At 65.2% G+C, this 23,564-nt stretch carries 21 protein-coding genes, 1 rRNA gene and 1 riboswitch; of the genes, 16 read left to right on the top strand and 6 right to left on the bottom strand.

Going from position 1 to position 23,564, the window contains the following annotated elements; all coding sequences use genetic code 11:
* Positions 1-65, bottom strand: a 16S ribosomal RNA gene (locus BMX85_RS29610); the annotation flags it as partial.
* A 393-nt stretch (positions 66-458) separates the two neighbouring features.
* Positions 459-1,010 carry a TetR/AcrR family transcriptional regulator gene (locus BMX85_RS29605; protein ID WP_255372407.1) on the bottom strand — a complete coding sequence of 184 codons (552 nt, stop codon included), beginning with the start codon at positions 1,008-1,010 and terminating at the stop codon, positions 459-461.
* 164 nt (positions 1,011-1,174) lie between these two features.
* Between BMX85_RS29605 and BMX85_RS29600 the strand changes: the two genes are divergently transcribed.
* Genes BMX85_RS29600 through BMX85_RS29585 form a run of 4 tightly spaced genes read left to right on the top strand, consistent with a single transcriptional unit; the run spans position 1,175 to position 4,366 of the window.
* A complete protein-coding gene (locus BMX85_RS29600; protein WP_090328398.1) occupies positions 1,175-1,921 on the top strand; it encodes an SDR family NAD(P)-dependent oxidoreductase in 747 nt (248 codons plus the stop codon).
* A gap of 60 nt (positions 1,922-1,981) precedes the next feature.
* Positions 1,982-3,019: a nicotinate-nucleotide--dimethylbenzimidazole phosphoribosyltransferase gene (cobT, locus tag BMX85_RS29595; protein WP_090328395.1), complete on the top strand. Its 1,038-nt coding sequence runs from the start codon at positions 1,982-1,984 to the stop codon at positions 3,017-3,019.
* Positions 3,020-3,031: 12 nt separating this feature from the next.
* On the top strand, positions 3,032-3,820 hold the full coding sequence (locus tag BMX85_RS29590) for an adenosylcobinamide-GDP ribazoletransferase (RefSeq protein WP_090328391.1): 789 nt from the start codon (positions 3,032-3,034) through the stop codon (positions 3,818-3,820).
* A gap of 3 nt (positions 3,821-3,823) precedes the next feature.
* Complete coding sequence (locus BMX85_RS29585) at positions 3,824-4,366, top strand: histidine phosphatase family protein (RefSeq protein WP_090328387.1); 543 nt, start codon at positions 3,824-3,826, stop codon at positions 4,364-4,366.
* A 14-nt stretch (positions 4,367-4,380) separates the two neighbouring features.
* Here BMX85_RS29585 and BMX85_RS29580 read toward each other — a convergent pair whose 3' ends face one another.
* Positions 4,381-5,139 (bottom strand): DUF6445 family protein, encoded by a 759-nt coding sequence (locus tag BMX85_RS29580; RefSeq protein WP_143068115.1) that lies wholly within the window; start codon positions 5,137-5,139, stop codon positions 4,381-4,383.
* A 115-nt stretch (positions 5,140-5,254) separates the two neighbouring features.
* Positions 5,255-5,473: riboswitch (cobalamin riboswitch) on the top strand.
* A 96-nt stretch (positions 5,474-5,569) separates the two neighbouring features.
* Here BMX85_RS29580 and BMX85_RS29575 point away from each other — a divergent pair.
* The 12 genes from BMX85_RS29575 to BMX85_RS29520 all read left to right on the top strand — a co-directional run bounded on the left by BMX85_RS29575 (position 5,570) and on the right by BMX85_RS29520 (position 18,282).
* Entirely contained in the window at positions 5,570-7,459 is a 1,890-nt protein-coding gene (locus BMX85_RS29575; RefSeq protein WP_090328379.1) for a TonB-dependent receptor domain-containing protein, read from the top strand.
* A gap of 101 nt (positions 7,460-7,560) precedes the next feature.
* Entirely contained in the window at positions 7,561-8,583 is a 1,023-nt protein-coding gene (locus tag BMX85_RS29570) for a FecCD family ABC transporter permease (protein WP_090328375.1), read from the top strand.
* Position 8,584: 1 nt separating this feature from the next.
* The gene (locus tag BMX85_RS29565; RefSeq protein WP_090328372.1) at positions 8,585-9,358 is read left to right on the top strand and encodes an ABC transporter ATP-binding protein; all 774 of its coding nucleotides are present in this window, start codon (positions 8,585-8,587) and stop codon (positions 9,356-9,358) included.
* Positions 9,355-10,002: a cob(I)yrinic acid a,c-diamide adenosyltransferase gene (gene cobO, locus BMX85_RS29560; protein ID WP_090328368.1), complete on the top strand. Its 648-nt coding sequence runs from the start codon at positions 9,355-9,357 to the stop codon at positions 10,000-10,002. The genes BMX85_RS29565 and cobO overlap by 4 nt, the downstream gene beginning before the upstream one ends.
* Positions 10,002-11,300 carry a cobyrinic acid a,c-diamide synthase CobB gene (locus tag BMX85_RS29555; protein ID WP_090328364.1) on the top strand — a complete coding sequence of 433 codons (1,299 nt, stop codon included), beginning with the start codon at positions 10,002-10,004 and terminating at the stop codon, positions 11,298-11,300. Before cobO ends, BMX85_RS29555 begins: the two co-directional genes overlap by 1 nt.
* Positions 11,297-11,845: a bifunctional adenosylcobinamide kinase/adenosylcobinamide-phosphate guanylyltransferase gene (gene cobU, locus BMX85_RS29550; RefSeq protein WP_090328356.1), complete on the top strand. Its 549-nt coding sequence runs from the start codon at positions 11,297-11,299 to the stop codon at positions 11,843-11,845. Before BMX85_RS29555 ends, cobU begins: the two co-directional genes overlap by 4 nt.
* Positions 11,846-11,847: 2 nt before the next feature.
* Complete coding sequence (gene cbiB / locus BMX85_RS29545) at positions 11,848-12,813, top strand: adenosylcobinamide-phosphate synthase CbiB (RefSeq protein ID WP_090328348.1); 966 nt, start codon at positions 11,848-11,850, stop codon at positions 12,811-12,813.
* Positions 12,806-13,786 carry a threonine-phosphate decarboxylase CobD gene (gene cobD, locus BMX85_RS29540; protein ID WP_090328345.1) on the top strand — a complete coding sequence of 327 codons (981 nt, stop codon included), beginning with the start codon at positions 12,806-12,808 and terminating at the stop codon, positions 13,784-13,786. The genes cbiB and cobD overlap by 8 nt, the downstream gene beginning before the upstream one ends.
* Positions 13,783-14,694, top strand: a complete 912-nt coding sequence (locus tag BMX85_RS29535; protein WP_090328341.1) for a cobalamin-binding protein — start codon at positions 13,783-13,785, stop codon at positions 14,692-14,694. The genes cobD and BMX85_RS29535 overlap by 4 nt, the downstream gene beginning before the upstream one ends.
* Before the next feature lie 25 nt (positions 14,695-14,719).
* Positions 14,720-16,153, top strand: coding sequence for a cobyric acid synthase (locus BMX85_RS29530; protein ID WP_177196915.1), 1,434 nt, complete (start codon positions 14,720-14,722; stop codon positions 16,151-16,153).
* On the top strand, positions 16,150-16,833 hold the full coding sequence (bluB, locus tag BMX85_RS29525) for a 5,6-dimethylbenzimidazole synthase (RefSeq protein WP_090328334.1): 684 nt from the start codon (positions 16,150-16,152) through the stop codon (positions 16,831-16,833). Before BMX85_RS29530 ends, bluB begins: the two co-directional genes overlap by 4 nt.
* Positions 16,834-16,869: 36 nt before the next feature.
* Positions 16,870-18,282: a DHA2 family efflux MFS transporter permease subunit gene (locus BMX85_RS29520; RefSeq protein WP_090328330.1), complete on the top strand. Its 1,413-nt coding sequence runs from the start codon at positions 16,870-16,872 to the stop codon at positions 18,280-18,282.
* Here BMX85_RS29520 and BMX85_RS29515 read toward each other — a convergent pair.
* From BMX85_RS29515 to BMX85_RS29505, 3 genes are all read right to left on the bottom strand, one after another.
* Positions 18,266-19,177: a phytanoyl-CoA dioxygenase family protein gene (locus tag BMX85_RS29515; RefSeq protein ID WP_090328325.1), complete on the bottom strand. Its 912-nt coding sequence runs from the start codon at positions 19,175-19,177 to the stop codon at positions 18,266-18,268. The two genes, BMX85_RS29520 and BMX85_RS29515, sit on opposite strands and share 17 nt — an antisense overlap.
* Positions 19,178-19,245: 68 nt before the next feature.
* Entirely contained in the window at positions 19,246-21,261 is a 2,016-nt protein-coding gene (locus tag BMX85_RS29510; protein WP_090328321.1) for a beta strand repeat-containing protein, read from the bottom strand.
* Positions 21,262-21,373: 112 nt separating this feature from the next.
* On the bottom strand, positions 21,374-23,398 hold the full coding sequence (locus tag BMX85_RS29505; protein WP_090328316.1) for an esterase-like activity of phytase family protein: 2,025 nt from the start codon (positions 23,396-23,398) through the stop codon (positions 21,374-21,376).
* Positions 23,399-23,564 lie beyond the last annotated feature (166 nt).

Raw genomic sequence — 23,564 nt, 5'->3', positions numbered from 1 at the left:
TCGACTTGCATGTGTAAGGCATGCCGCCAGCGTTCAATCTGAGCCAGGATCAAACTCTTCAGTTTAATCTCTGTTACTTTTGCCGTTTTACCGGCTCTCTTATTGCTAAGAGGTCGCTCACTCAAAATACTGACAGGCCACTACTTTCGTAGCGCCTATTTCATTACTTCTTGTGAACATTTGATATTTTAAGTATCGCGGAACCGAAGTCCCGCGTGCACTTTCATCAAACGTCCACACTTATCGACTGTTAATTTTTAAAGAACTTTGTTCGGTACTGCTTGTTACTGCTTGCTGAAGAAGCGTTGTGTTCATCAGCGAAGAGGCAAGATTATGAGGCGTTTCGAATATTTCGTCAAGCACTTCTTTTTCTTCATCTTCTTCGTGTCACGCCGCATTTGTGTGCGTCGTTCTGCGAGGGGGCGAACTATAGCAAAGCGGCAGTGGCCTGACAAGGCCTATTTGCTGTTGATGATGGCCGAAAGCGATTGCACGCCCAGGCGCGCAACCGTTCGCAGCGTCTCATAGTCGGCGCCATCCCTGGCGAGTATCGACATGCCATGCTGGACGCTGGCAAAGTAAGTCCCCAGACTGTCCGGATTGCAGGTCGGCGGCAGTTGGCCGTCTTCAAGCGCTCTGGCAAAACGCTGTCGAAGAAGATTCGCGCTATTGCAACGGCGTACGCGCAGGTCGTCGGCGACCGCGCTTTCGCCCTGCGGGCCCGGCCGCGCGCCGAGCACGATCATGCAGCCTTGCGGCTGCCCTTCCGTACTATATGTACGAGCGGTCGTTTCGAGGAAAGCGCTTATCGCCGCCTCAATGCCGGGCTCGCGCTCTAGCGACTCCCAGATATCGCAGCCCTGCTCGGCCGCGTAAAGCGATACCGCCTCATGGAACAGCCCGTCCTTACTACCGAACGCCGCATACAGGCTGGGCGACGCGATTCCCATCGCGTCGATCAAATCGGTCATCGAGGTGTTTTCGTAGCCCTTCGCCCAAAACACCCTCATCGCCTGGCGCAGCGCTTCTTGACGATCAAATCCCCGTGGACGTCCTCGCGTAGTCATCGATATCCCTCTGAATAAATTTTATATCGAATGATACACAAATCGCTTGACCGCTATCCGGATGTTTGAGATATTTCTGTAACGATCGACACACAAAGGAAACGACCATGCATCCCCTTGCTCAGAAAATCGCGCTGGTGACCGGCGCAAGCCGGGGCATCGGCGCCGCCATCGCCGTCCGTCTGGCCGACGACGGCGCCGACGTGGCCTTCACCTACGCCAGCGATGAAGGCGGCGCCGCAGCCACGCTGGCCGCCATTGAAGGGCGTGGCCGCAAAGGGCTGGCCATCCGCGCCAACAACAAGTCCGCCGGCGAAGTCGAAGCGGCGGTGGCGCAAACGATCGCCGCCTTCGGTCGCATCGACATCCTGGTCAACAACGCCGGCATATACCGTCCGGGTACCATCGATACGCTGACGCTCGGCGATTTCGACGACACGATCGCCATCAACCTGCGCGCCGCGTTCGTGGCATCGAAAGCCGTCGCCGCCGCTATGGCATCCGGGGGCCGGATCATTTCGATCGGCAGCAACCTGGCGGTGCGCGCGCCGGGCCAGGGAATGAGCATCTACACCGCCAGCAAAGCCGCCCTGACCGGCCTGTCGCAAGGCATGGCGCGCGACCTTGGCCCGCGCGGCATCACGGTCAATGTGGTCCATCCCGGCTCCACCGACACCGATATGAATCCGGCCGACGGACCGCACGCGGGCGCCCAGCGCAATCTGATGGCAACCGGTGGCGCCGCATACGCAGCGCCATCCGAGGTGGCTGGCGTGGTCGCGTTCCTGGCGTCGCCCCAGGCGCAGTCTGTCACCGGCGCCGCGTGGACGATCGATAACGGCGCCAACGCATGATGGAAGGCCGACGATGGCGGGCGGGGTAGAATAAGCACTTCCCCGATCACTAAGCAGGCCATGTTCATTCTCCCCACCATCCCTCCTACCACTAACGATGCGCTGAGTGCCTTGCTCGACCAAGCCATCAACAACAAGACCAAACCGTTGGGTAGCCTGGGAGTGCTGGAGTCGCTGGCCAAGCAAATCGGCCTGATACAAAACAGCCGCGAAGTCGCGCTGACGCAGCCGGCGATCCTGGTCTTCGCCGCCGATCACGGTATCGTGGCCGAAGGCGTGTCCGCCTATCCGCAGGACGTGACGTGGCAGATGGTGGAGAACTTCCTGGCGCGCGGCGCCGCCATCAACGTCTTCGCGGAGCAGAATCACTGCGAACTGTTCGTCATCGATGCCGGCGTCAATCACGACTTCGGCCCGCGCGCCGGTCTGACCGACCGCAAGCTGGCCAACGGCACCCACAACTTCGCGCGGGAGCCGGCAATGACCCACGCCACGTGCGAAGCCGCGCTGGCCGCCGGCATGGTGCTGGCCGCGGAATTGGACGGCAATGTCGTCGGCTTCGGCGAAATGGGCATCGGTAACACCACCGCCGCCGCCGCGCTGATGCACAAGCTGACCGGCATCCCCGTCGCCAATTGCGTGGGCGCCGGCACCGGCCTCTCCGCCGACGGCATCCTGCACAAGCAGCGCGTGATCGAAGCGGCGGTCGCCCGGCACGAAGCCGTCAACGAGCCACTCGACGTGCTGGCCACCTTCGGCGGCTTGGAAATCGCCATGATGGCGGGCGCCATGCTGAAGGCGGCGGAACTGCGCAAGGTGCTGCTGATCGACGGTTTCATTGTCACCAGCGCGCTGCTGGTCGCCGCCCGCCTGCAGCCGGCCATCCTCGATTACTGCGTCTTCGCGCACTGCTCCGACGAAAACGGCCATCAACAAATGCTGGCCGCGCTGGACGCCAAACCGCTGCTCAATCTCGGCTTGCGCCTGGGCGAAGGCACCGGCTGCGCGCTGGCGCTGCCGCTGCTGCACGCGGCGGTCAATTTCCTGAACCGGATGGCCACGTTCGAATCGGCCCAGGTCAGCGAAAAGTCCGAGTAGGGAGCGGGGCCAGTGCACCAGCTCCGACTGTTCTTCACCGCGCTGCAGTTCTTCACGCGCCTGCCGATTCCGCGCTGGGTGGGCTTCGATCCCGCCTGGCTCAATCAGGCGTCACGCTATTTTCCGCTGGTCGGCGTGGTGGTCGCGCTGATCACCGGCGCGGTCTACCTCATCGCCTTCAAGTTCTTCCCTCCCGTGATCGCCGTCATCCTGTCGGTCGCTGCCGGCATCTATGTCACCGGCGCCTTCCATGAAGACGGCTTTGCCGACATGTGCGACGGTTTCGGCGGCGGCATGACGCCGGAACGTGTGCTGGAGATCATGAAGGATTCGCGCATAGGCGCTTACGGCGCGATCGGCATATTCTGTCTGCTGCTGCTGAAGTGCGCGATCCTGACCCAGATACCGCCGTTCGGGGTGCTGGCGGCGCTGCTGGTGGCGCATCCGATGTCGCGGTTGATGGCGGTCTCGCTGATCTGGCGGCTGGATTACGCGCGCGCCGAGGGCAAGGCCAAGCCACTGGCGCAGAAAATGCGCACCATGGAATTCGCCATCGCCGCCATCACCGCCTCGCTGCCCGCGCTGATACTCGTCTATCTGGGATGGCTGTCGTGGACAATGCTGATCGGCGGCTTCGCCCTGGCGCTGGTGGCGACCGTCTGGCTGGCGCGCAAATTCGTGCGGCGCATCGGCGGCTATACCGGCGACTGCCTCGGCGCGGTACAGCAGGTGACCGAGGCAATCTTCTACCTGTGCGTGCTCGCCGGGCTGCACACCAGCGCACCGTTTCAGGTTTTCTGAGCCATGCGGCTGATACTGGTGCGTCATCCCCAACCGCTCGTCGCGGCCGGCGTCTGCTATGGGAGCACCGATCTCCAAGTCGCGCCGGCGCAACTGGCGCGCACCCTCGCCGCGCTGGCGCCGCAACTGCCGGCCGGTTTGCCCGTCTATTCCAGTCCATTGCGCCGCTGCGCCGAACTGGCGGCAGGCCTGTCGGCGGCGCCGCTCTACGACGCCCGCCTGGTCGAAATGCATTTCGGCGACTGGGAGATGCGCCCCTGGGACGACATTCCGCGCGCCGACGTCGATGCCTGGGCCGCGGATCTGGTGAATTACCAGCCCGGCGGCGGCGAGAGCGTGCTGCGCATGGCGGCGCGCATCGCCGCCTTCCACGCCGACCTCCAGCGCCAGCTGGGCGACGATGGCGAGGCCATCGTCATCTGCCACGCGGGCGCCATGCGCCTGCTGTCCGCCTGCCACTCGGGATTACCGGCACCGGAGATGGCCCTGCAAGCGGCCCGGACTCCCCACCATATCGCCTACGGCGCCACGCTGATTCTAGAATAAAGCCGCGCCGGATCTCAGGTCGCGGCCATGCGAAGCTTGAAGAACGCGTTGACCGTGAGCCTGCCGAGCGCCGGATCATCGACCAACAACTCCGGCGCCGCGAGATGACCGGAGTGGAACAATTGGCCGTTATAGAAAATCGCCCGGTTGAATTTGGGCGCGACGGTCAGCACCTTCTCGAAATGGTCGTCCGACGCGATGGCGAACGTGGGCGGCTGTGTGAGCACAGGCGCCTCCCCTGCCAGATCCATGCGTTTCAGTTCTCGCAGCAGCGCGGTGATTTCCGCCGCCGGCAACTTGGGCTTGAAAAAACTGGTGCCGCCCATCCGCTCGTCCTTGAACAGATACAGCACCATCGCTCCGACGCCCTCCATGGGCTCCAGATCGTAGGAATCGCGGTGCGGCATGCGCTGGCCCTGCAAAAGGTGCTCCGGACGCTTCGTCGCCAGCGACAGGCGGCATGCGGTACCGAGCACCCGGCGTGCCCTGAGCGGCGTGCGGGCGTGCAGCAAAAACGCTTCCTGCACGCTGGAGACGAAGCGTCCCGTCAACGGCAGTTCCGGGCCGGGGTAGTAATTACCGGGCGAGTCGAGGAAATCGTCTCGCTGGAGCGCGGCATATTCCACCATCGTCTCGGGTTCGGTCATGAAGTTATCGACGATGACGACCTGATGGCCGTCGAACAGCGGCACCACCTGCACCAGCGGGCGGGGATTAACCATCGGGCGCAACGTCACGGTAGCGGATGGCGGAACAATACGAGGGTCGAACATGGACACTCCAAAGACAGCAGGTGAGCCACCGGCAAGGTGGCCAGAATGATAGCAAAAAAGCCAGTGGTTATCCGCCGATATATTTTTCGCTGATTATCAAGTCCCACACCAAACCCGTATAATGACCGGCTTTGGTGCCCGCGCGTCCGTCCGGATGCGCAGTTAAACGGGAAACACGAAGCCGCCCGCGGCCCACGTGTGCTGCCCCCGCAACGGTAAGCAAGTGTCGCGCGACGCGCGACAAACCAGCTCTGACAACCACTGTGCTTGGCATGGGAAGGTGAGATGGTCTAACTTGCCAGCCCGGATACCGGCCAAAGCAGGTGGAAGTGGGCGAACCGACTGTGCGCGCGCATCTCTCGGTTTTCCGCTTCTGTTCAATCTGGCCCACGGGGAAGTAGGCCGGTTGCATCTAACAGAAAAATAAATCATGTCCTTTCCGATCTCCCGCCTGGCCTGCCGCCCGGCGGCACTGACCTCGCTGGCACTGGCGATGGCCGCCGTTTTTTCGCACACCGGCGCTTATGCCGACGAGGCGTCCGCCGACACCGTGGTGGTGACCGCCACCCGTAGACCGCAACCGCTGGCCGACATCGTCAGCGACACCGTCACCATCAAGGCCGAACAAATCGCCGAAACCGGCGCCGGCTCCGTGGTCGACCTGCTCAAGCGCCAGCGCGGCATCGAAGTGACGCGCAACGGCGGCGCGGGCAGCTCCTCCAACGTCTACATCCGTGGCGCCAACAGCAATCAAAGCATCGTGCTGGTCGACGGCGTGCGTATCGGCTCGTCCACCACCGGCGCCGCCAACTGGAGCGCCATCCCGCTGACCGCGATCGACCATATCGAAATCGTCTACGGACCACTGAGCTCCCTGTACGGCGCCGACGCCATCGGCGGCGTGATCCAGATCTTCACCAAAAAGGGCCAGGGCGCCCCGGCGGTGACGGCCTTCGCCGGCTACGGCAGCGACAACACGCGCGAAGCCGATGTGACGGTATCGGGCGCCACCGGCGGTGAGCACAGCTTCGGCTACGCGGTCAGCGCCGGCAAGGAAAAGTCGGACGGCTTTTCGACCGCCCGTCCCGGCCTGACCTCGTACAACCCGGACGACGACGGCTACGACAAGGAAAACGTCTCCGGTCAATTCAGCCTGCAACTGGCAAAGGGTTACGAGGCCGGCGCGCTTTTCATGCATAGCAAACTCGATTCGCAATACGACGCCGCGCGCGCCGGCGCCTACGACGTGCGCAGCAAGAACGTGATCGATACCGCCAGCGTCTACGCCAAGGCGCAACTGCTGCCGGTCTGGGACAGCCTGCTGCAATACTCGGAGACCAAGGACAAAGGCGAAAACCACACCAACGCCACCGCCGCAGGCTACTCGCGCATCAACACCAAGCAAAGCTTCATCACGTGGCAGAACGACGTCCAGGTCGGCGCCGACTTGCTGCAACTGCTGTACGAGCACCGCGAAGAGGAGGTACAGAGCAACGGTTCCAACGGTGTGCTGAACCGCCAGCGCGACACCAACTCGTTCGCCGCCTCGTACAACGCCCGCCGCGGCGCCAATCTGCTGAGCGCGGGGGCCCGCCGCGACAACACGGTCTACGGTTCGCAGAATACCGGCTCGCTGGGATACGGCTACGACATCACGCGGGCGCTGCGCGCCACCGCCAGCTATGGCACCAGCTTCCGCGCGCCGACCTACAACGAGTTGTACTTCCCGGAGTACGGCAATCCGGCCAACAGGCCGGAAAAAGGCCGCAATGCCGAAATCGGTCTGCGTTACGACGACGGCGTCAACGCGCTGAGCGCCGGCTACTACCGCAACCGTCTGACCGACATGCTGGTCAATACCAAGCCATGCCCGTTCGGCCGCAGCGGCTATCCGGACGGCTGCGCCTACAATGTCAATCGCGCGACGCTGGAGGGGATCACGCTGTCGGCCGCCACCAGGCTGGCTGGCGTCAATCTCGCCGCCAACCTCGATTTGCAGGACCCGAAGGATGAGACGACCGGCAAACGCCTGCAGCGCCGCTCCAAGAAACACGGCAATTTGACGGCCGACTATCGCATCGGCGCGCTCAAGGTCGGCGCGGAGCTGGAAGTATCGGGCGACCGCTATGACGACGCGGCCAACGTAAATCGCCTGGGCGGCTATGGACTGGTGAACCTGTACGTCACCTACGCCTTCTCGCGCGACTGGTCGGCGCTGGTCCGCTGGAACAACATCGGCGACAAGCAGTACGATCTGGCACGGTATTACAACACGCCCGGTTCGAAGGTGTTTGCCGGTATCCGCTACGGGTATAAATAGACACGAAAACACGTGGGGCGGATTACGGGGTTATCGCTAAGTCTTGCTTAAGCTTGTAATACTGTAATCTGCCAGTGCTTCCCACCCTCTGAAAGTAGTGCATGCATTCTTTCTCACGCAATCTGCAGCAGCGCGCCGCCGTCACCCTGACCGGCCTGGCCCTGTTCGCGTTTGCCAGCCTGGTTTTCTCGGGCATGACCGGTTCGGTCGCGATTCCCCTTTCCGATATTCCCGCAGCGGTCAACGATCTGCTGCACGGCCAAACCACCACTTTGTCGGCCACCCTGCTCGACCTGCGCCTGAGCCGCGCCATCACCGCCTTCGTCACCGGCGCCGCGCTGTCGCTGGCCGGCGTCATGATGCAGGCGCTGTTGCGCAACCCGCTGGCCGATCCTTATGTGCTGGGCATCTCCTCCGGCGCCTCGGTCGGCGCGCTGGCCGCGCTGATGTTCATGTGCGCCGCGTGGATGGTCGACGCGGCGGCCTTCGCCGGCGCGGTGGTGGTCTCGATGATGCTCTACATGCTGGCCCGGCGCGACCTGCGCGGCGGCGCGGCGGCCGAAGGCGGCACCGCGCTGCTGCTGCTGACCGGCGTGATCCTGTCGTCCGCCTGCATGGCGCTGGTCACGCTGATGCTGTCGATCGCGCCGGAGAGCCGCCTGCGCACGATGGTGTTCTGGATGATCGGCGACCTGTCCGGCGCGCCGCTGCGCTGGATGCCCTGGGTGGTGCTGGCCGGGGCGCTGATCTTCGCGCTGCGCAATGCGCGCGCCATGAACGTCATGGCGCTGCACGCGGAAGCGGCCGCCACCCTGGGCATCCGCGTCGGCGCCTTGCGCAAAGGCCTGTTCTTCACCTCCGGCCTGCTGACCGCCAGCGCAGTGACCAGCGCCGGCAGCATCGGCTTCGTCGGCCTGATCGTGCCGCACGCCTGCCGCTTCGCCGTCGGTCCGGACCACCGCTTGCTGATCCCGGCGGCGGCGCTGGCCGGCGGCAGCTACCTGCTGCTGGCCGATACGCTGGCGCGCACCATCATCGCGCCGCAACAGCTGCCGGTGGGGGTGGTCACCGCCTTGATCGGCGCGCCGGTGTTCCTGTACCAGCTGCATCGGCTGCGTAAATAATATGATCAGCACCCACCACCTCTCCCTGAAAATCGGCCAGCGCCAGCTGATCGCGGACTTGAACTGGCTTGTCCAGGACGGCGAATGCTGGAGCGTCATCGGCCGCAATGGCGCCGGCAAAAGCACGCTGCTGCGCACCCTGGCCGGCCTGCGCCCGCCGGACGGCGGCCACGTCGCCATCGGCGGCCGCCCATTGAAAGACTGGCCGCTGGCCGAACTGGCGCGCCAGCGCGCCTTCCTGGCGCAAAGCCGCAGCGACGCCTTCGCCTACACCGTGATCGAAACCGTGCTGTCGGCGCGCCACCCCTACCACGATAACCGCTATTGGGAGGGCGGCGAAGACCAGGCCATCGCCATGCGGTCGCTGGAGGCGATGGAGGTGGCCGAACTGGCCGCGCGCGACGTGCGCACGCTGTCCGGCGGCGAACGCCAGCGCGTGGCCATCGCCGCCATGCTGGCGCAGGACACGCCGCTGCTGCTGCTGGACGAACCGGCCAACGCGCTCGATCTGGGACACCAGGTCGGCGTCATGAAGCTGTTGTCGCAGCTGTGCCGCGAACAAGGCAAAACCGCCGTCATGATCGGCCACGACCTGACGCTGGCGCACGGCGTCTCCACCCACGCGCTGCTGCTGATGGGCGACGGCCGCTGGCTGGCCGGCGCCACCGCCGACGTGATGCGCGCCGATCTCCTGAGCGACTACCTGGGCCACCCGATCGACATCATCCAGCACGGAAAACGCAGCATCTTCATCCCCACCGAGGACCAGGAATGACCGACCAGAATACAGACAACAGTGCAGCCATCAGCGCCGAAACAGCGGCGCTCAACGAGCGCCATCGCGTGCGCATGGAGCGCAAGAAGGCCATCATCGACGCGCAGATCGCCGCCGCCGACAAGCAGATCGGCATCATCATCGTCAACACCGGCAACGGCAAGGGCAAGAGCTCGAGCGGCTTCGGCATGGTGATCCGCGCGCTGGGCCACGGCATGAAGGTCGGCGTGGTGCAGTTCATCAAAGGCGCCATGCAGACCGGCGAGGAAGCATTCCTGCGCCGCTTCCCCGACGAGGTGAGCTTCCACACGATGGGCGAAGGCTATACCTGGGAGACGCAAAACCGCGAGCGCGACACCGAAAAAGCGCTGCTGGCGTGGGAGCAGGCGAAAAAATTCCTGGCCGACCCCGAGATCGGCCTGGTGGTGTTCGACGAACTCAATATCGCGCTCAAGTACCGCTACCTGGACGTTGAAATGGTGATCAACGATCTGCTGGCGCGGCCGCCGATGCAGCACGTCGTCATCACCGGCCGTGGCGCGCCGCCGGAGCTGATCGCCATCGCCGATACCGTGACCGAAATGGAAGTCGTCAAGCACGCCTTCAAGGCCGGCATCGGCGCGCAACTCGGGACCGAGTGGTAATGGCCTCTGTCAAAGCACTGCTGATCGCCGCCGTTGCCTCCGGCCAGGGCAAGACCACCGTGACGGCGGCGCTGGCGCGCAAGCTGGTTCGCCTGGGCAAACGGGTGCGCGTGTTCAAATGCGGCCCCGATTTCATCGACCCGATGCTGCTGGAGCGCGCAAGCGGCGCGCCGGTGCGCACGTTGGACCTGTGGATGGTCGGACCGGAGCAGTGCCGCGCCCAATTGGCGCGGGCGGCCGCCGAGGCCGACGTGATCCTGATCGAAGGCGTCATGGGTCTTTATGACGGCACGCCGTCGTCGGCCGACCTGGCGCGCGAGTTCGGCGTGCCGGTGATGGCGGTGATCGACGCCTCGTCGATGGCGCAAACCGCCGGCGCGCTGGTGCACGGGCTGCGCGACTACGGCCCGGTCGACATGGCGGGGGTGATCGCCAACCGCGTCGCCAGCGACAACCACGCCAAAATGGTGGCCGCGTCGCTGCGCGATATTCCGCTGTTCGGCACCATGCCGCGCCAGACAAGATCGCTGCCGGAACGCCATCTCGGCCTGGTGCTGCCGGGGGAAGTGAGCGACATCGACGGCTTGCTCGACACGCTGGCCGACCAGCTGGTGTTCGACGAAGCGGCGTGGGACCGGCTGCGCAACATCGACATCGCCACTCCCGTGGCGACGGACCCTGAGCCGTTGCCCGCACTGGCGGGGAAAACCATCGCCATCGCACGCGATCCGGCGTTCATGTTCCTGTACCCCGCCAACCTCGATACGCTGCGGGCCCTCGGCGCGACGTTGACGTTTTTCTCGCCGCTGGCCGACGAAACGGTGCCCGACGGCGCCGACGCGGTGTATCTGCCCGGCGGCTACCCCGAACTGCACGCCGGGGCGTTGTCGCGCGCGCACGCCTGGAAATCGTCGATACGCGGCGCCCACGCGGCGGGCATCCCCATCGTCGCCGAATGCGGGGGCATGATGGCGCTGGCCGATACGCTGGCCGACCAATCCGGCGCGATTTGGCCGATGGCCGGCCTACTGACCGGCACTGTGGCTATGCAGCCACGCCTGGCCGGCCTGGGGCCGCAGGCGCTCCCCACGGAACGGGGTATCCTGCGCGGCCACACGTTCCATTACTCCAAATTGGCGACAACTGTGGAGCCGGCGGCGCATACTATTAAACATCCCTCCGCAATACAAGGTGAAGCCTGGTATCGCGCAGGATCGCTCACCGCTTCGTATTTTCACGCTTACTTCCCATCCAACCCGGCGGCTGTCGCCGCCCTGTTTTCAAGGAGTCCGGTATGACACGTACACTCGTTCTGGGGGGCGCACGCTCCGGTAAAAGCGCCTACGCCGAACGCCTGGCCGTAGAATCAGGCAAGGAAGTCGTCTACATCGCCACCGCCACCGCCGGCGACGCCGAAATGGCGGCCCGCATCGCGCACCACCGCGCCACCCGTCCCGGCGAGTGGACCACCGTCGAGGAGCCGCTGGCCCTCGGTAACCAGTTGCTGCGCTGGTCGTCCCCGGACCGCCTGATCATGGTCGACTGCCTGACGCTGTGGCTCAGCAACCTGCTGTTCAGCAGCGGCGAGCAGTACCCGGAGGTCGGCGAGATCACGCTGCCGGCGCTGTTCCACGAACAGCAGGACATGCTGGCCAGCGCCTTGATCAAATGCACCAGCGACGTGGTGCTGGTATCGAACGAGGTGGGACTGGGCATCATGCCGTCCGGCGCCATCTCGCGCTGCTTCCTCGACGAACAGGGACGGTTGAATCAATCGGTGGCGGCGATCTGCGACCGCGCGGTGTTCGTCGCCGCCGGCCTGCCGCTGGTATTAAAAGGATAGCCGTGCTGTCAGGGTTGAGCTTTTACGCCGTTGCGGTGTTGATGGTGGCCGGCGTACTGCTGGACTTTTTACTGGGCGAGGCGCGCCGCTGGCATCCGCTGGTCGGCTTCGGCAATCTGGCGATGGCGCTGGAGCGCCGCCTCAATCGCGGCGGTTCGCGTTTCCGGCGCGGTGTGCTGGCCTGGGCGCTGGCGGTGCTGCCGCTGACCGCCAGCGCCGCCTTGCTGGTTTGGCTGGCTGCGCCGCTGAGCGCCTGGTTGATGTATGCGCTGCACGCGGTGATGCTGTACTTCGCGCTCGGCTTGCGCAGCCTGCGCGACCACAACCTGCCGATCGCCGAGGCGCTGGCGCGGCAGGATCTGCCCAACGCCCGTTTGCTGACGGCCCGCATCGTCAGCCGCGACACCGCCAGCGCCAGCGAAATCGAACTGACCAAGGCCAGCGCCGAATCCCTGCTCGAAAACGGCAACGACGCCGTCTTCGGCACGCTGTTCTGGTTTATCGTCGCCGGGGGCCCGGGCGCGGTCATGTTCCGCATGGCGAACACGCTCGACGCCATGTGGGGCTACCGCACTCCCCGCCTGCTGCAATTCGGCTGCGCCGCCGCGCGTCTGGACGACGCGCTCAATTACCTGCCCGCGCGCCTGACCGCGCTGTCCTACGTCCTGCTGGCGCCGGGACTGCAAGGCAAGCGGCGCGCCTGGGCGTGCTGGCGCGCGCAAGCCCCAGCCTGGAGCAGCCCCAACGCCGGCCCGGTCATGGCCAGCGGCGCCGGCGCGCTCGGCGTCCAACTGGGCGGAGCGGCCGTCTACGACGGCGAGATCGAAGAACGTCCGCCGCTGGGCCAGGGCGAACCGGCCACCGGCGCCGACATCGCCCGCGCATGGCATCTGGTGGTGCGCACCACGGCATTGTGGCTATCCTGCGCGCTGGTGGCGGCATTCATCCTGGAGTTCGCACATGCTTGAACACGGCGGCAACCTGCGCGACGCCGCGCTGCGCTTCGGCCGCGACGACTGGCTCGATCTGTCGACCGGCATCAACCCGCGCTGGTATCCGGCGCCGCCGCTGCCGGACAACGCGTGGCACCGCCTGCCGGAAGCCGATCCCGAACTGGCGCGCGCGGCGCAGGCCTACTACAACGCGCCGCTGATGCTGCCGGTGGCGGGCACCCAGGCGGCGATACAAGCGCTGCCCCGGTTGCGCAAGCCGTCGCGCGTGGCCGTCACCGCGCCGTCGTACGCCGAGCACGCGCACCACTGGAGCGATCACGGTCACACGCTGACCCAAACGCCATATGCCGAACTGGATGCGGCGGTCGCCGCCAACGACGTCGTGGTCATCGTCAATCCCAACAATCCCACCGGCGCCACGGTGCCGGCCGCGCTCCTGCTGGAATGGGCGGACAAGCTGGCGGCGCGCGGCGGCTGGCTGGTCGTCGATGAAGCTTTCGGCGACACGTCGCAAGACAATAGCGTCGCCGCCCATAGCGACAGACCGGGGCTGATCGTACTGCGCTCGGTCGGCAAATTCTTCGGGCTGGCCGGCATCCGTCTAGGCTTCGTCGCCGCCCATGCCGACCTGCTGCGCGGCCTGGCCGACCTGCTCGGACCGTGGACCATCAGCGGTCCCGCCCAGCATATCGCCAGCGCCGCGCTGCGCGACCAGCAGTGGCAAGCCGCCACGCGCGAACAACTCGACGCCAGCGGCGAACGCCTGCGCAAGCTGCTGGCCGCGCACGGCATCGCGTCGAACGGCACGCCGTTGTTCCAGTGGTGGAGCGAAGCGCGGCCGGAGGCCTTTTGGCAGCACATGGCCGAACGCGGCATCTGGGTGCGGCTGTTCAAACAGGCCGCGCGCGGCATCCGCCTTGGCCTGCCGCCCGACGAAGCGGGCTGGCAACGGCTGCAAACCGCATTAAACGAATGGACCAACCAATGAAAACCAACCAACTCGCGGCGCTCTGCCTGTGCACAGCGGCCATCACCGCCGCCGCTTACACGCATGACGCCAATGCCGCCAATGCCGCCGCCATCAGCGTGCGCGACGACGACGGCAACGTGATCACGCTGCAAAAGCCCGCGCAGCGCATCATTGCGATGGCGCCGCATGTGACGGAACTGCTGTACGCGGCCGGCGGCGGCGACCGGATCGTCGGCGCCGTCACCTACAGCGACTTCCCCGAAGCGGCAAAGAAGATTCCACGCATCGGCACCAACCGCCAGATCGACATGGAACGGGTGATCGCCTTGAAGCCGGACCTGATCGTCGCCTGGATGCACGGCAGCTCCGAACGCCAGATCGAAACGCTGCGCCAGCTGGGTATTCCGATTTTCCACAGCGAGCCTTTGAAACTGGACGGCATCCCCGACAACCTGCTGCGCCTCGGCCAGTTGATGGGCACCGACAGCGTCGCGCAACCCGCCGCCGCCGACATCCGCAAGCAGTTCGCGGCGCTGGCCAAACAGTACTCCAGCCGTCCAGCGGTGCGCATGTTCTACCAGGTGTGGGACAAGCCGCTCTACACGCTCAACGGCGCGTCCATCGTCAGCGACGCCATGCGCCTGTGCGGCGGCGTCAACATCTTTGCCGACCTCAAAACGACCGCGCCCGTGGTCAGCGTGGAAGCGGTGCTGCAGGCGGACCCGGAGGCGATCTTCGGCACCGCCGAGAAGGACTACGGCGGCGTCGCGCTATGGAAGCCGTACACCACGATGAAGGCGGTGCGCAACGACAACCTGTTCACCTTGGACGGCGAATTGCTGAACCGCGCCGGCCCGCGCATGGTCGCCGGCACCACCATCCTGTGCGAAAAACTCGAACTGGCGCGCCAGCACAGGAAGAATTAAAGTGAGTTTTCCCTATTCGACCCTGATGGTGCAGGGCACCACCTCCGACGCCGGCAAAAGCACCGTGGTCGCGGCCCTGTGCCGGCTGCTCAAGCGCCAGGGCGTGCGCGTGGTCCCGTTCAAGCCGCAGAACATGGCCCTCAACAGCGCGGTCACCGCCGACGGCGGCGAGATCGGCCGCGCGCAGGCGCTGCAGGCCATCGCCGCCGGCCTGGAACCGCACACGGACATGAATCCCGTCCTGCTCAAGCCATCGAGCGACATCGGCGCGCAAGTCGTCATCCACGGCAAGGTGCGCGCCGAGATGAACGCGCGCGACTACCACCAGTACAAAACCGTGGCCATGCAGGCGGTGCTGGAATCGCACGACCGCCTGCTGACGCAGTACGACAGCGTGATCGTCGAAGGCGCCGGCAGCCCGGCGGAAATCAATCTGCGCGACCGCGACATCGCCAACATGGGCTTCGCCGAAAAGGTGGACTGTCCGGTGGTGCTGGTGGCCGACATCGATCGCGGCGGCGTGTTCGCGCACATCGTCGGCACCTTGTCCTGCCTGTCGGAGAGCGAGCGCGCGCGCACCATCGGCTTCGTCATCAACCGCTTCCGCGGCGATATCAAGCTGCTGGAGCCGGGCCTGGAGTGGCTGGAACAGCAGACCGGCAAGCCGGTGCTCGCCGTGCTGCCTTACCTTCACGGCTTGTTCCTCGACGCCGAAGACGCGGTGCAACCGGTGCAGGCATCCAAAGGCGCCTTCCGCGTGGTGGTGCCCAGCCTGCCGCGCATGAGCAACCACACCGACTTCGACGCGCTGCGCGCCCATCCCGACGTCGATCTGCATTTCGTGCGCCAGGGCGAACCGATACCCAAGGCGGACCTGATCATCCTCCCCGGCAGCAAGAACACGCGCGGCGATCTGGAATGGCTGCGCGCGCAAGGCTGGCCGAAGGAGATAGCCCGCCACCTGCGCTACGGCGGCAAAGTCATCGGCGTATGCGGCGGCTTCCAGATGCTGGGCCACAGCGTCACCGATCCCCTCGGCATCGAGGGCAAGGCCGGCGAGTCGGACGCCCTCGGCCTGCTCGACATGGTCACCGAGATGACGGCCGACAAACGGCTCGAGCAAGTCCGCGGCACCTGCGCCTTCGACGCCGCCGGCGCCACCGTGGCAGGCTACGAAATCCACATGGGCGCCTCGACCGGCGGCGCGCTGGCGTCGCCCGCCTTCCTGATCGACGGCCGCCCGGAAGGCGCGCGCTCGGCCGACGACCAGATACTGGGTACCTATCTGCATGGGCTGTTCGATACGCCCGAAGCCAGCGGCGCGCTGCTGCGCTGGGCCGGCCTGCATTCGGACCACACGGTCGATACCTCGGCGCTGCGCGAGGCCAGCCTCGATCGCATCGCCGACGCCGCCCGGCCGCTGCTCGACGCCCTGGTCGCGCTGAAGAAGGCGCCATGAACCGGCACGCTTTTTCCGACGCCGAGATCGAGGGCGTCTACCGCGCGATACGCGAGCGGCGCGATGTGCGCCACTTCAAGCCGGGGCCTTTGGAGGACGGACAGCTGCTGCGCTTCATCGCCGCCGCGCACAACGGGCCCAGCGTCGGTTTGATGCAGCCGTGGCGCTTCATCCGCATCGCCAGCGCTGAGCTGCGCGCCTCCATCCACCAGCACGTGAACGAGGAGCGCATCAAGACCGCCGAGGCGTTGGGCCAGCGCGCGGAGGAGTTCATGCAACTGAAGGTGGAAGGCATCCTGGCCTGCGCCGAGGTGCTGGTGGTCGGCCTGGCCGACAAGCGCGAGAACTACGTATTCGGCCGCCGCACCATGCCGGAGATGGACCTGGCGTCGGCGTCGTGCGCGCTGCAGAACTTCTGGCTGGCGGCGCGCGCGGAGGGCATCGGCGCGGGATGGGTGTCGATGTTCGATCCGCAAAGGTTGCGCGAGATTTGCGGCATGCCCGAGGGCAGCCAGCCGATCGCGGTGCTGTGCGTGGGCCAGGTGGAGGAGTTCTACACCGCGCCGATGCTGGAGCTGGAGCGCTGGGACCAGCGACGCCCGCTGAACCAGATCCTGTTCGAAGACCGCTGGGGAGCGGTTGTCGAACAGACATCCGGCGTCCCATACAATCCGGCCTGATGACCCGCCCCGGCCTTTTATGTGACAATTGAAGGCATGACTACTTCCGCCGCCAAGCGCTATCTGCCCTGGGTCGTTGCCACCGCCCTCTTCATGGAGCAGTTGGACTCGACCATCGTCAACACGGCGATTCCCAGCATGGCGGTCAGCCTGCAGGTCACGCCGCTGAGCCTCAAAGCGGTCGTCACCAGCTACATCCTCAGCCTGGCGGTGGCGATTCCGATCAGCGGCTGGATGGCCGACCGCTTCGGCACCCGGCGCGTCTTCATGTCGGCGGTGGCGATTTTCACGGTGGCGTCGGTGCTGTGCGGGTTGTCCGTCAACTCGCCGATGCTGGTGGCGGCGCGGCTGCTGCAAGGCCTGGGCGCGGCGATGATGATGCCGGTCGGGCGCCTGGCCATCATCCGCACCTTCCCCAAGGCAGAACTGCTGGCGGCGATGAATTTCGTGATCATCCCGGCGCTGATCGGCCCCCTGCTCGGCCCCACCGTCGGCGGCTTGATCGTGCACTGGCTGACGTGGCGCGACATCTTCTTCGTCAACGTGCCGGTCGGCCTGGCGGCCATCTTCCTGGCGCACCGCTACATGCCGGACTATCGCGGCGACGGCGCGCGGCCGCTGGACCTGATCGGCCTTGTCCTTTTCGGCACCGGGGTGGCCTTGCTGTCATGGTTGCTGGAAGTCTTCGGTGAACACAAGCTCGATGCGACGTCGGCGACGGTGCTGCTGCTGATCGCCTGCAGCCTGCTGGCCGCCTATGTATGGCACGCGCGGGAGGCCAAGTTCCCGCTGCTGCGGCTAGCGCTGTTCAAGATACGCACCTTCAGGGTGTCGGTGGCGGGCGGCTTCGTCACGCGCATCGGCGTCGGCGGCCTGCCGTTCCTGCTGCCGCTGTTGTACCAGCTGGGCCTCGGCCTGCCGGCATGGCAATCGGGCTTGCTGATGATGCCGTCCGCCGCCGCCGCGATGGGCATGAAGTTCATTTCGGCGCGCGTGCTGGCCAGGTTCGGCTACCGCCAGGTGCTCACCGTGAACACGCTGCTGATCGGCGCGACCATCGCCATGTTCGCGCTGGTCCATCAGGGCACGCCGCTGTATGTCATCGTGATGATCAGCCTATGCCTGGGCTTTTTCAATTCGCTGCAGTTCTCCAGCATGAACAGCATCGCCTACGCCGATGTCGACAACGCCGATTCGAGCATGGCCAGCACCATCGCCAGCTCGATGCAGCAGTTGTCGATGAGTTTTGGCCTGGCCGCCGGCTCGCTGATCACCGGCTGGTTCCTCGGCGACCTGCCGCAGTCGAACCGCCTGGCGCTGACCTCGGCGCTGCACTACGCCTTCATCACGCTGGCGGTGCTGACGATGCTGTCGTCGCTGACCTTCCGGTCGCTGCGCAAGGAGGATGGCGAAAGCCTGAGCAAGGGCACGGCTAGCCGCGCTGCTTGACGATCAGGCGATTCACATACGGGTCCAGGACCAGCGGCCCCTGATAACTCTCGGGCGAGTACTTGTAGGCGTAGCTGGGCAGCAGCGAGTACTGGATCTGCAGCATCAGGCGCGGTTGCCGCGCCGGCGCCGTGCCTTTGTGGATGCCGGCGGTATCGACGGCGAAGCAGAAACCGCGCGAGCCGACCGCCGTCAACAGCATGTCGGCGCCATAGGCGCTGGAAATCTCGGTGTCGGTGTAGAAGCGCAGGCGCATCGGCGCCTGGGTCAAGTGGCTCCCATGCAGGTAGACGTGAGGCCCGGCGTCGAGATCGACGTCGGTCAAGTAGACCAGCACCTTCAAATAGCGCCAGTCTTCGGAGTCGCGGTGGAAGGCTTGCAGCGCGCTGCAATCCCCTTCCACCGGAAACGACCAGCGCAGCCCCAGCGCGGAAATCGTCGGCTTGCAGTCCATGTAGCGGGCGGCCAATCCCAGCAGCGGCGGGCTGTTGGCCAGCGCCAGGATGTGCGGACAGGTGATGACGTCGCGCAAGTGATAATCGGCCACGCGCACGCCGATGGGCGCCTGCATCAAGGTAAACGCTTCGCGGTTACGGTCGCGGTCGAACAGGAATTTGTTTTTCAAATATTCCTTGATCTCGTCGCATTGCGCATTGTCGAGCAAGTTTCCCAGTGGCGCGTAGCCGCTGTCGCTCAAGTCCGCCAGCGCGGCCTCCTCCTGCGCGGTATTGCCGTACAACTCTTTCCCCGATCCCTGCCGCAGGCGCAAGGCGCCGCTCAGCGCGCGCACCACCATGCGGCGCAACGCGGGCCGCGTGACGACGCGCTGGCTGTAATACAACAGGCTGTGGAGCGGGGCGAAACGGCGGCCGGGGGTCAGCTGCGCATATTCCATTGGGAAATTCCTTCCAGGTTCATCCCTAGGAAGGTTACAACCCGCCGCCCCGGGCGCTTTGATATCGGCTAAACCCCTTGCTTGCGACGGCGGACCATGGCGCCGATCAGGCCCAGACCGCCAAGCAGCATGGCGTAGGTGGCCGGTTCCGGCACGGCGGCGGCTGTCACGTCGGTGTAGGCGCCGTTGAAGTGGAACATCGCCCGCTGCCCGTTGATGCTGGTCATGCCGATCAACGCCAGAAAGCCGGTGTCGGCCGAGAAGTCGCCCAGCAGGCGGAAGGCGTAGCCACCCGTCGCCGCTTCGGTAAAGGACAGCGTGTTGCCGCCGACCACCGCGCCCAAGCCGTTGAAAGTCAGCGAGGAAGAACCGAGCCGCACCGAGGCGCTATCGAGCAGCGACAGGCTGGCGAAGGCTTGGCCGTCCGCGCCGGCGTTGGTCAGGCGCAGCGCGCCGCCATTCAAGATCAGCTGGCTGCCGGCGGCGATGCGGTTGGCGCCGTCCAGGGTCAGCGTCCCGCCGCTCAGTACGGTGGCGCCGGAGTAGGTGCTCACACCGGACAACACCACATCGCCGCTTTTGAATTCGACGCGGTCGAAGTGGGAAATCGATCCGGCGTAGGCGAAGCTGCCGGCGGCCTGCACCACCATCGTGTTGGCGCCGCCGACGCCGCCGTCGATGCTTCCGCTAATGCCGCCGCCGGTGATGGTCAGGCTGTTGTTGCCGCTCCCCATTTCGATGGCCTTGCCGCTGCTGGCGCCGTTGATGTTGCCGCCGCTGACGATGACGGTGTTGTCGGCGCCGGTCCTGATCGCGGCGTTGGCCGCGCCACCGCCCTGGATGGTGGCGCCGGCCTGGTTGATGATGGTGACCGTGTAACCGCTGGCGGCGCCGACGGCGACGATGGCCGAATCGCTCTGGCCGCGGATCAGTCCGCCGGCCTGATTGGTGATCGTCGCGTTGCCGTACAGTCCCTCGCGGGTGCCGTTGCTCAAGTCGTTACCGGCCAGGGTGATGCCGCGACCGACGGCGTTGGTATTGCCCGCCGAGACCAGTCCTTCGATCGTCCCGCTGTTGGTGACGGCGCCGCCGCCGAAGCTGATGCCTTCGCTGTAAGCCAGGCCGTCGGCCGGCGCGCCGACGGCGTTGACCGAGCGAATCAGGCCGGTATTGGTGATGGTGGCCAATCCATCGACGTCCAGTCCGTCGCCATCGCCGCTGACGCCATGGCCGATGATGCTGCCGTGATTGATGATATTGGCGCTCTGGTTCTTGTTGAAGCCGTCCAGATTGATGCCGGAACCGTTGCTGCCGCGAACCACGCCGCCGGCCAGGTTGGTCAGGTCGATGACGAAGCTGTCGCCGGCCTTGTCCTGGCCGCCGGTGATGCCGTGGCGTGCGCCCTCGATCAGGCCGGTCGCGCCGTTGACGATCTTGATGCCGGTATTGCCTTGGGCATCGACGCCATCGCTGCTGGCGCCGGTGCTGGTCAGCGAGCGGATGGTGCCGTTGTTGTTGACTACGCCGTTGACGCCGGCGCGCACCGCGTCGGCCTCGTTCGCTTGCAGCAGGCCGCCGCTGAAGTTGTTGACGACGTTGACCCCGCTGGTGATGGAGCTGAAGTCGACCGCCTGGGCGCCGCCGGCGCTGGCGTTGAGCGAGATCATCGAGCCGTAGTTGTTCACGGTAACGCTGGCGTTGGCCTTGTTCATCTGGATCACGTCGGCGTCGGCGGTCTGCATCAGGGCCGCGCCGTTGGCGGCGCTGCCGTTGATGATAAGCAGGCCGGTGGCGCCGGTGTTGTCGCGGACCGCGCGGCCGCTGCCGGTCTGGCGGATGACGCCCTGGTTGTTGAGGGTCGCGTTGTTACCGGTGATGGTCACGGCCACCGCGCCGCCGCCGACCGTCAGCGCGCCGCTGGCCGTCACCGTGCCGGTGTCGTCCTTGCCGAGGGTGCGAACCGTGCTGTTGGCGCCGTTGATGGTGAAATCGGCGGCGAAGGCCGATTGCATGGTCAGCGGCAAGGTCGCCGCGACCAGCAAAGCCTGGATGGCGGAGGAAGCTTTCGGCAAGGTGATCTGCATAATTGTCCCGGATATTGTAATGAGCAAACTTTCAATATCCCATAAAATTATGACATGATCGTGACGCCGGGCCAGGGCTCGGGCGGGGACGCGCCCGGCGTCCCTTTCCGCGTCAAAACGCCGTCAACGCCTTGGTGAACTTGATCAGCCATAGGCGACTTGGGCGCTCGCGGTCGTCGCCCCGGGCGACGCGGATCGTGTTGGCCGCGTTGCAACCGGCTGCGCCATTGGTGATGATGACGCCGTTCGCATCGACATTGCACTTGGTGACGTCGGCGTCGTCCACTGCCACGCCGGCCGCGTCGTAGACCTTGGTCTTGAGGCCGAAGTCATTGTCATTGACCAGCGCGAGCGTGTTGCCGTCGACGATGGTCAAGCCTTCGGCCTTTTCCGCCAGCCAGCCGATCGCGTTCAGGTCGAGCAGCTGGGTTTTCTTCAGCGTCACGACCGACTTCCAGTCGGCGCCGTTGACGGCAGCACCGCCCATGCTGCTTTTCTCCAGATCCGACGTCGTCGCGTTATAGGCGGCCGCCGCGATATCGGTCGCCGCGCCGAGCTCCACCAGCATCAGCTTGTTGAATACCTTGCCGCCGGGTGCCGCGCCCTGCTCGATCACGATGAACTTGCCGTTGCCCAGCGCGACCACGTCGCCCAGCTTGGCGTTGCCGGTGCGGCCATCCTGGTAATCGGCGGCGTCGAGCGGATAGGCGTACATCTTGCCGGACGTGCCGGTGCCCGGATCGAACTCGACCCAACGGGTGAAGCGCGCGTAGCGTTCGACCGCTTCGTTTTTGCCGGTGACCGCGTACGGCGCGTTACCATCGGAGAGCGGACTTTGCAGGAAGGCGTGCAGCTTGTCGGTGGTGGTGTCCAGCGCCATGCCTTCCATGCCGCGATTGGCGCGGCGCTTGAGGAAAATTTCCGGCAAACCGCTGCCGGGCGCGTACTTGTTCAGGATAACGCCGGTGGCCGGATCGATCTTGACGATGAACGGGCCGTATTCGTCCGACACCCACAGCGCGTTGCGCTTCTTGTCGACCACGATCGCTTCCGAATCGAGGCCGCCGGAGTTGAACGTGGCTTTGCTGGCGGCGTCGTACTTCATCACGTCCATCACCGGCAGCTCGGCCGAGTTGCCGACCGAGCCGGGCGCGACCGGAAGTCCGGACGCGTTGACGTTGGCCGAGACCTTGATCGGCGTCGACGCCGTCAGCACCGCGCCGGATTTGCCGACGGTGATCAGGCCGAACGCAGGCGTGAAGCTGGGCGACGGGAAGATCTTGGCGCCGGTCACGCCGGTGCCGCTCAACGACGGCAGATTCGGACCGTCGCCGTTGGGGCCGCGATCGGTCAGGCCGTAGAACTCCAGGTCGCCGTTGGCGGCGATACCTTTGAACGCGATCGACGAGCCGTAGGATGGCAGGAAGCCGAGCGGGAAGTCTTCCTTGACCTTGGCATTGCCGCCTTCATAAGGGATGTAGAAATTGTTGGCCGCCTGGATTTGATAGCGCGTCACGCTGACGGCCACATCGCCCAGTTGGGTCTTCTGCGTGAAGGATTCGTTGACCGGCGTGCCAACCTTGGAGGCCAGCGTGTCTTCAAAGTGTTCACGGACCAGGCCGCGACGGTTGTCGTCGATGGTGCGCGCGGCGTATTTGGCGCCGGCGGCTTTCAGGTTATCGGTCATGGCGGTATTAAATGTGGAGGCGGACGCGCCGAAGTCCGCGCTTTTGCCGGCCAGCGCGGTCTTCACGTCGGCGGCAAGCTTGATGCCGTTCGACGGATCGCTGTCTTCGTCCAGCAGCTGCAGTGCCAGCAAGCGGTTGATCACTTTGACGTCCTTGATGTCGGTAACGCCAGCCAGTTGCAGCGGCGTGATGATGGCGGCGCACGGTGCGCCACCCAGGGCAATACCGCCGATACTGAAGCTGACGGTGTCGCCAGCGTAACACGTGAACTCGCCTTTGGCGGTCGTGCTGGCTTTGGCGGCGGCGCCGGCGACATAGTCCAGGTTTTCAACCGCGCCATCGAGGAACACGCCGGTCATCGATTGGCGCGCGGGCGCCTCGTTGTCGCTGCCACCGCAGCCGGCCAGGACGGAAAACACCGCGAGCGACAATAAGGAAAGAGTTTTCATGCTAGCGCGCCTCAAAATGAAAAAGAAGCAAGTCTAGCGGCGGGATGTGACCTGGGTATGACGCGGGATATGGACGAAAAAAAGCCCCGACCAAATCATTGGAAGGGGCTTTTTAATATAACTAGCCTGACGATAACCTACTTTCACACTGGTTGCAGCACTATCA

The sequence above is a fragment of the Duganella sp. CF517 genome, assembly GCF_900110275.1.
GTDB lineage: Bacteria > Pseudomonadota > Gammaproteobacteria > Burkholderiales > Burkholderiaceae_D > Rugamonas.
Note: the sequence above shows the minus strand (reverse complement) of the source record. Positions and strands in the feature narration are given on the sequence as shown.

What these genes read in the sequence shown, in the direction of transcription:
- cobU (WP_090328356.1), top strand. Translation starts at nt 11,297, where the DNA reads ATGACACGTACACTCGTTCTGGGGGGCGCACGCTCCGGTAAAAGCGCC.
- BMX85_RS29580 (WP_143068115.1), bottom strand. Translation starts at nt 5,139, where the DNA reads ATGTTCGACCCTCGTATTGTTCCGCCATCCGCTACCGTGACGTTGCGC.
- bluB (WP_090328334.1), top strand. Translation starts at nt 16,150, where the DNA reads ATGAACCGGCACGCTTTTTCCGACGCCGAGATCGAGGGCGTCTACCGC.
- cobD (WP_090328345.1), top strand. Translation starts at nt 12,806, where the DNA reads ATGCTTGAACACGGCGGCAACCTGCGCGACGCCGCGCTGCGCTTCGGC.
- BMX85_RS29510 (WP_090328321.1), bottom strand. Translation starts at nt 21,261, where the DNA reads ATGCAGATCACCTTGCCGAAAGCTTCCTCCGCCATCCAGGCTTTGCTG.
- BMX85_RS29530 (WP_177196915.1), top strand. Translation starts at nt 14,720, where the DNA reads ATGGTGCAGGGCACCACCTCCGACGCCGGCAAAAGCACCGTGGTCGCG.
- BMX85_RS29585 (WP_090328387.1), top strand. Translation starts at nt 3,824, where the DNA reads ATGCGGCTGATACTGGTGCGTCATCCCCAACCGCTCGTCGCGGCCGGC.
- BMX85_RS29600 (WP_090328398.1), top strand. Translation starts at nt 1,175, where the DNA reads ATGCATCCCCTTGCTCAGAAAATCGCGCTGGTGACCGGCGCAAGCCGG.
- BMX85_RS29535 (WP_090328341.1), top strand. Translation starts at nt 13,783, where the DNA reads ATGAAAACCAACCAACTCGCGGCGCTCTGCCTGTGCACAGCGGCCATC.
- BMX85_RS29515 (WP_090328325.1), bottom strand. Translation starts at nt 19,177, where the DNA reads ATGGAATATGCGCAGCTGACCCCCGGCCGCCGTTTCGCCCCGCTCCAC.
- cobO (WP_090328368.1), top strand. Translation starts at nt 9,355, where the DNA reads ATGACCGACCAGAATACAGACAACAGTGCAGCCATCAGCGCCGAAACA.
- BMX85_RS29565 (WP_090328372.1), top strand. Translation starts at nt 8,585, where the DNA reads ATGATCAGCACCCACCACCTCTCCCTGAAAATCGGCCAGCGCCAGCTG.
- BMX85_RS29570 (WP_090328375.1), top strand. Translation starts at nt 7,561, where the DNA reads ATGCATTCTTTCTCACGCAATCTGCAGCAGCGCGCCGCCGTCACCCTG.
- cobT (WP_090328395.1), top strand. Translation starts at nt 1,982, where the DNA reads ATGTTCATTCTCCCCACCATCCCTCCTACCACTAACGATGCGCTGAGT.
- BMX85_RS29520 (WP_090328330.1), top strand. Translation starts at nt 16,870, where the DNA reads ATGACTACTTCCGCCGCCAAGCGCTATCTGCCCTGGGTCGTTGCCACC.
- BMX85_RS29505 (WP_090328316.1), bottom strand. Translation starts at nt 23,398, where the DNA reads ATGAAAACTCTTTCCTTATTGTCGCTCGCGGTGTTTTCCGTCCTGGCC.
- BMX85_RS29605 (WP_255372407.1), bottom strand. Translation starts at nt 1,010, where the DNA reads ATGAGGGTGTTTTGGGCGAAGGGCTACGAAAACACCTCGATGACCGAT.
- BMX85_RS29575 (WP_090328379.1), top strand. Translation starts at nt 5,570, where the DNA reads ATGTCCTTTCCGATCTCCCGCCTGGCCTGCCGCCCGGCGGCACTGACC.
- BMX85_RS29555 (WP_090328364.1), top strand. Translation starts at nt 10,002, where the DNA reads ATGGCCTCTGTCAAAGCACTGCTGATCGCCGCCGTTGCCTCCGGCCAG.